The sequence below is a fragment of the Streptomyces oceani genome, assembly GCF_001751245.1.
In the GTDB taxonomy this organism is placed as follows: Bacteria; Actinomycetota; Actinomycetes; order Streptomycetales; family Streptomycetaceae; genus Streptomyces; species Streptomyces oceani.
This window is the reverse complement of the sequence record NZ_LJGU01000072.1, coordinates 1-11,530: the sequence shown is the minus strand read 5'-3', so window position 1 is coordinate 11,530 and position 11,530 is coordinate 1. Positions and strand designations below refer to the sequence as shown.

The window sequence follows — 11,530 nt, the reverse complement described above, 5'->3', positions numbered from 1 at the left end:
AAACGGTTGGAATCCCGCTTCGCGGGATTCTTTCGGCTCCGCTTCGCTCCGCCGAAAAAGCAGCTGGATACAGGGGAGGTGATGCATCTTTACGTGCGCCATGTTCCGTTACGGAAACCACCTCACCCCGCTGATACCGGGGACCACGCGAGGCCGGCCCCCGAGCAGCCCCACCGCCAGGAGGAGCCGGCACAGACGCCGGCCCCACCGGGCCAACCCGCCCGCACCACACACCCGCCAGCACCAGGAAACCCGAGGGGAGGAGGGGAGAGAACCGGGGTGGACATGCTGACAGCCTACCAGGCACCGCCCATAGAAGAGAAGTTGCCGAACCTCGGTGCATCATTCAGCAGAGTCATGTACTGTTACTGATGCAGCGCCCTCCCCGGAGAATTCTCCGGGGAGGAGCGGCTGGGCACCGTTGCCGTGGGTGTAGCTGCCGGAAACGAATTCTTCATGGACTCAACTCAGATGTTCTGGGGGTTGGCTGATGGCCGAGGAGATGCTTGAGGTGCCGGCGGCGCTGTGGTCGGGGCCGCGGCCACTGCTGCCGCATCAGGTGGAGGCGGTGGAGGCGGCGGTACGGGCACTGGAGCCGCCGCCGGGCAAACGGATCCCGCGGGCGGGACTGCGAGCGACCGTGGTGTCCGCATGCGGCACGGGCAAGACCCTGATCGGCATCCACGCCGCTTCGCGGCTCGCGATGTACGGCCGGGTCCTGGTCCTGGTCCCCACCCTCGACCTGCTGGCGCAGACCGTGCGGGAGTGGCGGGCCGAGGGCCGGCAGGGCAAGGCCGTCGCGGTGTGTTCGCTGGAGGGGGATCCGGCGCTGTGGTCCGCGGAGGTCCGTGCCACCACCAGCGCGCAGCAGCTGGCGCTGTGGGCGGCCGGGGAGCAGCGGCTGACCGTGTTCGCCACCTACTCGAGTCTGGGGGTGCTGGAGGAGGCGCACGCGGGCCCGGGGTACGGGCTGACGGCTCTGGCGGCCTGGGACCTGGTGTGTGTGGATGAGGCGCACCGGACCAGTGGTTCGCTGGGGAAGGCGTGGACGGCGATCCATGACCAGGACGTCATCCCGGCGTGGCGGCGGCTGCATCTGACGGCGACTCCGCGGATCTGGAAGGAGCGGCCGCTGCCAGGGCGGGAGGGGGCGGTGAACCGGCTTCCGGAGGAAATGGCCGCGTCCATGGATGACCGGAAAATCTTCGGGCCTATCGCCTACGAACTCCCTTTGGCGGAAGCGATCCGCCGGGAATTGCTGGCGCGTTTTCAGGTTGTGGTGCTGGAGATCCGGGATGCCGAGCTGGAAGAGGCGCAGCTGCGTGGGGAGGACAAGAACAGCGAGGAGGTGCGGGGGAAGCGGATGGCGGCGGTGCAGACCGCCGTACTGCAGGCCATGGCTGAGCACGATCTGAAGACGCTGATCACCTTCCACGCGCGGACGATAGAGGCCGAGGCATGGGCCGCGGGCTTGCCGGGGGTGGCCGACAAGCTCCACACGGAGCAGCCCGGCCAGCATCCGGCCAAGGACCGGATCTGGTCGCAGTGGCTGTGCGGCGAGCACGAGGCCGACTACCGGCGTCAGGTCTTTAGGCAGTTCGGCGAAGGCATCGACCACAAAGGCCGCCCGGTCCACCGCGCGGTACTCGCGAATTGCAAGGTCCTCGGGGAAGGCGTCGATATTAGGGCCGTGGACAGCGTGGCCATTGTGGACCCGAAAAGCTCGGTAGTGGAGATTGTCCAGGCTATCGGACGCGCGTTGCGACAAAATCCCAAGGAAGGCAAGCTCGCTACGTTGTTGGTGCCGGTATTTCTCTCCAAGGAGGAGAAGCCGGAAGACATGTACGCGTCCGGGTCGTATAAGCCGCTGGTGAATGTCCTGAACGCCCTTCGGGCGCATGATTCCCGCATGGTGGAAATGCTCGCTATTCCACAAGAGCACACTGGACCTCTGGAGCCGTCGGTGCCGATCGGCCCGCCGCCCGAGGACGAAGAGGAGGAGGACGACGGCAGGTTGCTGCTGCGGTTCTCCACCAAGCGCGACCCCAACACCATCCGGCGGTTCGTGAGGATGCAGGTCATCGAGCCCGAGCGCGCCTCCTGGTCCCGGGGGTACGCGGCCGCCGTGCGCTACCACGCCGAGCACGGAGACCTGCGGGTGCCGCTGTCCTACCGCGAGCCCGGCTCCCAGGCCCCACTGGGGCGGTGGGTCGCCGAGCAGCGCGCCGAGTACGCCGCCGGCCGCCTGGACGACAAGCGCGTCGGGTGGCTCGACGAGCTCTCGATGGTGTGGTCCGCGCCGGACCTGGCGTGGGAGGAGAACCTGACCGCCTGCCGCGCCTACTACGCCGAGAACGGCACGCTGGCCGCTCCGCAGACCGCCGCCGCCCTCGGCCGGGCCGTGGGGCAGTTCCTGGCCAACTGCCGACGACCGGGTGGACTGGGCAAGAACCCAGAGAGAGCCGCGGAGAAGGCGGCGGACCTAGCGGCGATCGATGAGGAGTGGAACCCGAACACGCTTGGCTGGTCAGTGGACTGGCAGCGCCTCTACATCAAGACCCAGACCTGCCTGGACGGCGGCGCCGAAATCAGCGACCTGCTCCCCGGCGTCACCGTGAGCGGGGAAGACCTCGGCAAGTGGCTAGCCCGGCAGACCGAACCCGAGATCTGGCAGGACCTCAACGACGAGCAGCGGCGACGGCTGCAAGCCCTCGGTGTAAAGCCGCCTGCACGGCCCGCAGGCGGGCGCTCCAAGGCCCGACGGGGCAACGCCCGGGAGCTGGCCTTCCAGCGCGGTCTGGAGGCCGCCAGGCGGTTCCTGGACCGGGAAGGGCACTTGACCGTGTCCCGTTCCCACATCGAACACGTACCCGCCGACCCAGCCACCGCCGGTGAGACAGGCGGTGAGGGCCAAGAGCAGGAGCTGGTCCCGGTGAAACTTGGTGTGTGGATCAGCAACGTCAAGAACCGCCGCGGCACGCTGACCCCGGAGCGGGCCGCTGCGCTCAACGAACTCGGCATCCACTGAAAGCACCCCCAACACCGCAACCCCGAGGGCCCCGACCAAATTATCGGGACCCTCGACGCGGCCGGGCGTAGCGAAACATCTGCTGGCCTCCCTGGGTCAGCTACGGCGACGGAACAGGCCCCGACGGCCACGGACTTCCGCCCCGGGGACATTAACGGCTGGCTCCCGACGCCCGTGGTGGTGCGCGAAGCGGCTACTGCACCAGCCCGGCGAGGGCCTGCTCAGTCATCTGGATGCCCTGCGTTGCCGCCATGGTGGTGGCGCCCGCCAGGAGCTGGTCCTTGAGCTGGGTGGCGAACTGACGCAGGCGGCCCGGCTCAGGGTTGCCGGAGGTCGCCTCGTCGTGGAGCTCCTGGGCGACGCGCTCCAGTTCCACGCGGTCCTCATCGGACAGGCCCAGGATGGGGCTGACCTGACCGACGTACCCGGCGAGCTGGACGAACAGCGTGGGGTCGACGCCGTCGGTGTTGTTCTGCGTGAAGTGCTGCTGCTCGCCGATGAGGACGCCCTTGGCGTTCGGCAGATAGGTGTTGTACGTGGCGCCGGGGCGAGGCTGGTTGACGTGGTCCTGCACGCTTCCTCCAGTCAGGGCGCAGCTGACGCCCTGGGGTGTGATGGTGACCGTGGCGGGGTCGGTGTCGATGTGTTCGATCAGCTTGTGCTCTGCCAGGTAAGCGAGCGCCTGGTGCAGATCGGTCCCGCTGATCTCGGTTCCAGCGAAGTAGGAGCCGGGTGTCGCGAGGAACAGGGCCGGGTTGACGGGTGTCTGGTCATTGGCGGTGTCGAACAGCCACCGCAGCAGGGCATCCATCGTGTGGCGGAGCCGGGCGGCGCGGTCCTTCTGGACGTCCTTCTGCTCGCGCACGGCGACGCGGCCGGCGTCGGTGAGGCGGACATGGGTCCTGGGCCCCATGGCACGGAGAATCTGCACCAGGCCGTGCTGGTCGAGTTGGAGAGCCAGGATGGCCGGGTCCTCGTCCTCCAGCCGGAGTTCTTCGGGGAAGGCGGTGATGTCGATGTACCCGCCCGGGTTCTGCTTCTCTCGGTCGTCCAGCCACAGCAGCAGCCGGGCCAGGTAGCCGGTCACCTCGCCGGGCACCGCGCTGGAGGTGGCTTCGATCTGTGCAGAGACGCGAGGAGGGTTCCGTCGTTGAGCCCGTTCCAGGCTCTTGTTGGTCTCCTTGACCAGATTCCTGGCCCACTTGTCGATCTCACGCTTGTTGATGCCGTTGCGGGCCACGTTGCCCTCCTGCCTCAGGTACCTCAGTCAAGGGTACGGAGCGGGTCCGACAACGAGCCTTCCGTTTCCAGAAGCAGCGGGTCAGCTACCGCTGGGTGTGGTGGGCGGCCCTAGCGGCACTGTTGGGCGCAGCAGGTCGTCGCAGTCGCCATGCCGGTCAAATGCGGGCGGTGCGGTGCTGCAGCTCGGTCCGGAGGCCGACCAGGGCATCGTGGCCCGGGACGGGAGTCACGGTAGATCGGCCTGGGCCGACTCCGGGGCCTGTCCATGGATTTCGGGTCCGGAACCCGCAGGGGCGAGTCAGAGGAGGTCCAGTTCGCAGTAGTCGATGTCGGACAGCTCCACGTCCAGGCCGTCCGCGCGGCGGCCGCGGTCGCGGAAGTAGGAGAAGCCAAGGCCACCGGCGAGGATCTGTGCCAACTGCTGCTCGCCGGCACCCGCCTGGTGAGCGGCGAGCAGCTGGGCGGCGGTGTTCGGGGGGAGCTGTTCGGTGATGCGGCGCATCCGCGGGTCGTCGGTGGAGCCTGCGGCGGAGGTGAACCCGAACCGGGCTCGGGTCTCCACCACGATGCCGGTGGCGGATGCCTTCTTGATCGCGCGGGCTCGCAGGCGTGGTTGCCAGACGCGGCGCAGCTGTTGCTCTAGGGCGGCTGCCAGGCGCGGGGTGGGCCGCTTGACCTGTCCTGCCAGGTAGCGCTCGACCTGGCGCTGGGAGCAGCCGAGCCGGGCGGCGGCGGCCTTGGTGGAGCCTTTTTCTGCTTTCACCAGTGCCCGCATCCGCGCTTGCGGGCTGAGGGGGATCGGGCGGGTCTGGGTGGCCTGCAGCGCGGTTTCGATGCCGTCGCTGATCTCACCCATGCTGGGCCTCCGCGTCGTCCTTGATGTGGCGGGCGGGGTTCGCCCCGGTCTCGATGTACTCCACGCAGCGCCATAGCTGCATGGTCCCTTCGTGCTTGACCATCCCCGGGTTGACGCCGAGCCGGAAGGTGCCGGGCAGCGGTTTCCCGGTGGCCGTGTCTTGCGGGAGAACATCGAGCGGGGAGGGGCCGGCGGCCGGGTAGACCACGCAGTCCGAGAGCACGGCGAGGGGGAACAGCCCTGCTGCGGCCAGGGTGCGCATCTTGCGGTGCATGTTGGTGCGGGCCTGGGCGATGACCGCCGCGCGGATGTCCGGCCGCCAGGTTGGCCGCTCGAGTGCAGGCCAGCGCTCGCCGGGCCGGTATCCGGAGCCTTGCGGGCGTTCCCGCAGCTTCCCAACGCCGCCCTTGACCGTGGCCTTGATCGCCGACAGCACGGCGGCCGTGCCCGGGTCGGTGGCCTTGGCCGTCTCCATCGCGGTCAGGAACTCCGGTCCGATCAGGTCTTTGGTGACGCCGAGGTCGGTCATCGTCGCCAGGTAGGCGTCGCGCAGCCGCTCGTACCAGGGGTCCAGGTAGGGGCCGGCCTGAGGCCGCAGCCACGCTTCCAGCGGGCGGATCTCGTAGCCGAGTTCATCGGCATAGGCGAGGGTGGGGGTGGCGTACCAGGCCGGGCCCGCCGGTCGGCCGCCGTGCGGGGTGAACGGGCTGGGGAGACGTGCGTCGAGCTCGATGTGGGAGAGGTCGGTGTACCAGCAGCCGGGGATCTTCTTGTCGAAGCGGGGGCCGTCGGTGTGCACCGGCTCGCCCAGCCCGACGGGCAGTCTGTTGGCAGCTGCGGCGAACGCCATGTTGACGTCCAGGCCGATCACGTACGGCAGCGTGCACTCGGCGTCGGTGAGCAGTTCGGCATCACGGGTCCACTCGTAGGCTTCCTCATCGAGGACCTGGTCCTCGTCACGGCCGGCCGCGACGGGGTGCTCGGGCGGGGCCTCCGGCGGGGCAGGGTCCACTGCGTTCAGGAGCGATCCAGCCACCGGGCCCGACGTCCAGCCGCCGGTGGCCTCGTTCCGGGCCGGGCGAGTCGGCGGCCGCAGCGCGGTCATCAGCTCCAGCCCGGTCACCGCCGTGGAGCCGCGCGGGGTGAGAACGCGGGTGGCGTAGGTGCCGAGTACCCGGGCGACCTCGGCAGCCGGCCACGTGGCCACCTCGCCCCACGCGCGGGTATCGAGAGCGTCCCAGGGCAGGACGGCCAGCTGCACGCACTGCCGNGGGGCCTCCGGCGGGGCAGGGTCCACTGCGTTCAGGAGCGATCCAGCCACCGGGCCCGACGTCCAGCCGCCGGTGGCCTCGTTCCGGGCCGGGCGAGTCGGCGGCCGCAGCGCGGTCATCAGCTCCAGCCCGGTCACCGCCGTGGAGCCGCGCGGGGTGAGAACGCGGGTGGCGTAGGTGCCGAGTACCCGGGCGACCTCGGCAGCCGGCCACGTGGCCACCTCGCCCCACGCGCGGGTATCGAGAGCGTCCCAGGGCAGGACGGCCAGCTGCACGCACTGCCGCCGGGCGCCCTCGGCCGGGCGGTAGATGCGGGCCCACGGGCCGAACCCGCGCCGGGTCAGCTGCCATCCGGCAGCGGTGATCTCCTTGACGGCCGGATGGTCCTCGTCCAGGCGCAGGCCCTTACGGTCGGGCAGGCGGTCAGGCAGCCCGAGCCGTTCGGTGGCCGCTGCGGTCAGCACGAGCAGCGGGTCAGCGTCCCGCCCGTGCCGGTGCAGCCGCTCGGCGCCGATCCCGGACTCCGCCAGGGTCCACTCCACCAGGGACGGGAGGGTGGTGGCCGGGCAGTCCAGCATCACCCCGCCGGGGCAGTGCACGGTGCCGTCGCCGTCCAGCACACCGAGCGGGCCGTGCGGGAACCGCGGGTCGGTCGCGGGCTTCGTCGCCTTCGCCGGGCGCCGCGGCGCCGGTTTTGGCGTGCGTACCGTGCTCCTGGCTGCGTTTGCTGGCCAGGGGCTCACGGCCGCCGACGCACCGCCCGCTGCCGGTACCGGCTGCGCGGCGGGAGGTTCTGGCTGGGCCGTAGGCGCTTGGGGGTGCGTGGCGGGCGCGGGATAGCGCTGGGCGAGGCCTTCGAGCAGCCTGCGGTATGCCTCCAAGCGCTCCCCTCTGGGTTCGGCGCGGCCTGCCTCCCATGCCTGGATACTCGGCACACGCGCGCCGATGGCCTGGGCAATGGCGGCCTGGGTCAGCCCGGCCGCTTCACGCAGCCGGACCCGCTCGGCCAGGGTGGGCAGCACGGTGCCGCCGTCGACGGCGGCGAGCAGTGAGTCTACGGCGGCGAACAGCTCATCGCCCTGGTCCGTCATCTGTGCTCCCCTTTCTGCTTTCTACCTGACGCCCTGGCGGATCTCTTCGAGCCGGGTCATCAGGCGCTGATAGCGCTGCGAGGCGGCCTGGGAGGAGTTCAGGCCCTGACAGTGGGCGATCTGTCGCCAGTCCATGCCGCGGCGCCGGGCCTCGATGACCATCTGGGTCTCCAGGTGATCCAGCGCCACGCGCATGTCCTCGAACAGGGTGAGTGCCGCGCCGACATCGTCCGCAGTCACATCCGGTACCTGTCCGTCGCTGTGCTGATGACTGTCGGCAGCCGTCAGCAGCCGCCCCAGCAGTGCGGCGTCCCGCTCCAGGCGATGCGCCGGGCTCTCGTGGGCGGCGGGACCGCCCGCAAGCGCAGCCAGCCGTTCACGATTCTTCTCCCGCGAGCCATCGGTCATACCGCAACCCTACCCGGCGAGACAATGAAACAACAATATGTTGTTTCATTGTCTCGTTTCAGAGGATGGGGAGCTGTCACCGCGGCACTTGCGGCGCCGTGCACGGTCATCGCGCCGCACAGCCGGCAGCGGGGGCAGGGGGCTCTCCCGGTCAGGAGTCCGCCGGCGCCGCTGCGGGCGGATGCAGCGCCGCCGCCCCGGCGAAGGTGTCGATGACATGGTGATCGCTGTGGCTCAGCAGATGCACGAGAGCGTCCGGAAGTTCGGCATGGTGGACCAGAACCACGTCCACGGTGGTAGTGCGGTGAAGGTGGATCAGGTCCGCCCACAGGGCCGGGCCGATCCGGTGGGCGCGCCTGACCGTGACCTGTAAGGAGCCGACGGCCCGCCGCAGTGCGGTGCGCACGCGCTCCTGCTCCTCGCGGGTCGCACGGCTAGACCTCGGCCGTCTGCGCCGGCCGTCATCGAGAGCCTGGAGGATGTCGTGCCACAGCAGCCGGTCGCCAGCGGCGACGGTGAGATGGACCACGACGCGCCCGGCCGCCGGAGCATGCGCGGCGAGGGCCGTGCGGGTGAACCGCACGTCGTCATCACGGTCCACGATCACGGTGACCGGCGGGCGGCCCTCGGTACGCAGCGCGCCAGGATCCGGGCGCCGGGAACAGGGCGTGCCGCACACCAGCATGTCGACACCCATCTCGCCGAGCGGGTTGATCGGGTTCAGGAGTCCCACAGTTCTCACCGCCCCAGGTAAACGACTACACCAGAGCGCCGCAGCCGGACGGGCGTCACGCTCACACCGCCCCTGACAGCCGGCCAAACGCCCACCGCAGCAGTTCCTGGTCGACACGGGCACGGCCGGTACGGGCCAGGCCTGTGCGGATGTGGGTGGTGATACGGGCCCAGGCGCGGAAGTTGCCGTGCGCGGCACGGCTGTCGGCGAAAGCGATGTCCTCGGGGTCGGCTTCAGCCCAGATCGGGTGGAACAGCGGTATGACCTCCAGGACTTCAGCCGGAGTCAGGCGCGTGAAGTGCTGCCAGATAAAGATACGGGAAGAGAGCATCGGTTCACGCCGCAGTACGGCATGGGCGCCTTCGCCGCCGACGAAGATGACCGCGAGCCGGGTGGCGGGATCGTCCCACAGGTAGCGGAAGTACTCGAACGCCTCCCCATTGAGCCACTGGGCCTCATCCACCAGAAAGGTACGAGGACGCTCAGCCAGGGCAATCTTCAGCAGCCGGTCGAACTCACTGGGATGCCTGGGCGGCGCACCGGGCAGGCCGAGCGCGGCGAACAGTTCATGGCGCACCGCGCGGGCGGTGGGCCGGGCGCGGAAGGTGACGCGGCGGACGTCCTCGCCAGGTTCGAGCTGCTGCAGGCAGGCGTTGACGGCGAGGGTCTTGCCGAAACCGGCGCCGCCGTGGATGCACATCATGGCGCGCGCCTCGACGGTGTCGGTGATGTTCTCCCGGGCTCTCAGCAGGGCGCGAGTGGTGACCACGGACGCATCGGGCAGGTCGACGTACTGGTAAGTGGTGGCGGTCACGAGGCGTCTCCGTCTTCAGCGGTCTGTGCAGTGGGTGCGGGTGGGCCGTCGGCGGCAGGTTCGGACAGGACGGGAGAAGGCCGGCCGGGCGTGGTCCGGGTGGCGAGGGAGGGCGGGGTGCGCCAGTCGGCCGGGGGCGCGGCGGGCGGGATGACGTCCGGCAGCGCCAGATCGGACAGCTCCCTGGTCGCGTCCCTGGCGAGTTCGGCCTCGGCCTGCGAGCTGGTGAGCGCGTCGAGTCGGCGAGTTTTTTGGGAGACGGTGGCGGGGGCGAACCGCACGCGTAGCTTCTCAGCGGCCTTGGCTTCCGCCCGCAGGCGGTGGGCTCTTCGGGAGCGTGCCTGGCGCAGCGCGGACAGCTGTTCTGGGGTGGCGGCGTCGGCCAGGTATGCGGTGCCCAGGTGGCGGCTGTGGGCGTCGCAGATCTCGATCTCGTGGTCGTGGTGGGGCATGAAGCGCACCGTGACCGTGCGGCCGGCTTGTCCGGTCATCCAGTCGGCGAGGTAGTCCCGGTTTCGGAAGCGTACGCCGTGGCTGGTGATGGTGCGCCTACGGCCGTCGTCTTCGAGCGTGAAGGACCACACGTCCTGGGCGGGGACGTCGTTGAGGGGCGTCGGGTCGGACTGCCACGCTTCCAGGGGAGTGGCGCCGTCCAGTTCGGCGGGACGGTGCTCGGTGTTCCACCAGTGCGCCCAGGCCAGCAGTTCCTCGGTGAACGCCTGGAACGACATCGGCGGCCCGGCCGGGGTCCGGTCAGGGCGGCGGGTCGGCTTCTTCTGCTTCTGCTTGGGGTGTAGCCGGGCAGGGCAGCGAAGAGCATCCGGGAGGCATTGAGATTGAGGTTCTCCACCGTGCCCTTCAGGTGGGGACTGTAGGGCGGCAGAACGGTGAGGCCCGCATCCAGGGCCGTCAGCGCGGCGGACACGGTCCGGGAAAGGAAGTCCGCTCCCCGATCGAACCGCACCTGCTCGGGCAGCCCGCCGATGGGCCCGTAGGGCTCACCGCGCAGGACTGCGGAACGCAGAGCAGCCAGGATTGAGGCGCGGGTGGGCGGGCCGGGGGTGACGGCGAGGCCGGTGACGGCCTTGGTCGCACAGTCGATGAACCACGTGACGTAGGGAGCCACGAGTTCGCCGTCCGCGTCCACACGCAGCGGGGCCTGGACGTGATCGGCCTCCCAGACGTGGTTGCGCCAGGTACGCGGACGCTTGCCGAACACATCCCGCGCGCGGGCCGCCTGAGGGCCGTCGCGGTAGCCGACCCGCTCCCCCGCCGTCAGATCCCGGCGCACGGCGCGCAGGAACGTCGACAGTGACGGGACCGCCTCCAGCAGCGGGACAGCGGCCGCGGGGGCACCGCCAGGAAGGGGAGCGGTGGACGGCGAGTCCGGTTCCGCCGCAGTGGCGTTAGCGTCTGCCTGCTCGGCGGCCGCTTTGGCGCGGGCAACGAGTTCACGGTGGACCGCGGAGGCGTTCCCGTGCCAGTACGCCAAAAGCACCCGGATCTCAGGTGTGACCTCGAACCGGTCCACACGGCGGGCGCCGGGGCGCCTGGCGGTTTCGGGCGAGACGGTGGCCTCGGCCAGCCACCGCCACACGGTGCGGTCCGAGACGTTCAGGCACTGGGCGGTGGTGTGCACGTGAGCGCGGGTGAGCCGGTGCTCGGCGCGCAGCGCGAGCAGACGACGCACGGCCGGGGCCCGCAGCACGGTCACCGAAACGGCGTCCAGGGCGGGCACGGCTTCGGGCGCTGGTGCGGGCTCGGTGCTGGGATGCGGGGTCGTCGCGTTCAACGGGGTTCTCCTTACCCGAAGAAGGGGCGGACGGGTGGGTAGTACTGCGAGGTTCAGGGAGTGGGGCCGAGACGCGAGCAGGCCCACGCCAGCAGCGCGCGATCCACCATGGCCTCGGAGCGGCGCTCACAGGCCGCATACACATGCGAGGTGATCTTCGCCCAGGTACGGAAGTTCCCCCGGCCACATATCTCATCGGCATGAGCCACGTCCTCGTCAGCGACGGGGTCCCACAACGGATGGAACAGGCGCAGCGCACCCGGGACTTGAGAGGTGTCCAAGCGCGGGACGTGCT

At 70.0% G+C, this 11,530-nt stretch carries 6 protein-coding genes and 4 pseudogenes; 1 reads left to right on the top strand and 9 read right to left on the bottom strand.

Annotated elements, in window-relative coordinates; genetic code table 11:
- Nucleotides 1-490: 490 nt before the first annotated feature.
- Complete coding sequence (locus AN216_RS00390) at nt 491-3,028, top strand: DEAD/DEAH box helicase (RefSeq protein WP_244502252.1); 2,538 nt, start codon at nt 491-493, stop codon at nt 3,026-3,028.
- Nucleotides 3,029-3,221: 193 nt separating this feature from the next.
- Here the strand turns inward: AN216_RS00390 and AN216_RS00385 are convergent, their stop codons facing one another.
- The 9 genes and pseudogenes from AN216_RS00385 to AN216_RS00350 form a co-directional block, all read right to left on the bottom strand.
- A complete protein-coding gene (locus AN216_RS00385) occupies nt 3,222-4,268 on the bottom strand; it encodes a hypothetical protein (protein WP_070194539.1) in 1,047 nt (348 codons plus the stop codon).
- 300 nt (nt 4,269-4,568) lie between these two features.
- Nucleotides 4,569-5,126: a telomere-protecting terminal protein Tpg gene (gene tpg / locus AN216_RS00380; RefSeq protein WP_070194538.1), complete on the bottom strand. Its 558-nt coding sequence runs from the start codon at nt 5,124-5,126 to the stop codon at nt 4,569-4,571.
- Nucleotides 5,119-6,858: pseudogene (gene tap / locus AN216_RS26245) on the bottom strand (telomere-associated protein Tap); the annotation flags it as partial. The pseudogene tap and the gene tpg, both read right to left, overlap by 8 nt.
- Before the next feature lie 408 nt (nt 6,859-7,266).
- Nucleotides 7,267-7,488, bottom strand: a pseudogene (locus tag AN216_RS31190) (helix-turn-helix domain-containing protein); the annotation flags it as partial.
- Nucleotides 7,489-7,509: 21 nt separating this feature from the next.
- Nucleotides 7,510-7,896 (bottom strand): hypothetical protein, encoded by a 387-nt coding sequence (locus AN216_RS00370; RefSeq protein ID WP_070194537.1) that lies wholly within the window; start codon nt 7,894-7,896, stop codon nt 7,510-7,512.
- A 151-nt stretch (nt 7,897-8,047) separates the two neighbouring features.
- The gene (locus AN216_RS00365) at nt 8,048-8,638 is read right to left on the bottom strand and encodes a hypothetical protein (protein WP_170842975.1); all 591 of its coding nucleotides are present in this window, start codon (nt 8,636-8,638) and stop codon (nt 8,048-8,050) included.
- Nucleotides 8,639-8,690: 52 nt separating this feature from the next.
- Entirely contained in the window at nt 8,691-9,443 is a 753-nt protein-coding gene (locus AN216_RS00360; RefSeq protein ID WP_070194535.1) for an AAA family ATPase, read from the bottom strand.
- Nucleotides 9,440-11,133, bottom strand: a pseudogene (locus AN216_RS30950) (transposase). The gene AN216_RS00360 and the pseudogene AN216_RS30950 overlap by 4 nt, the downstream one beginning before the upstream one ends.
- Nucleotides 11,134-11,288: 155 nt before the next feature.
- Nucleotides 11,289-11,530 (bottom strand): annotated as a pseudogene (locus AN216_RS00350) (AAA family ATPase); the annotation flags it as partial.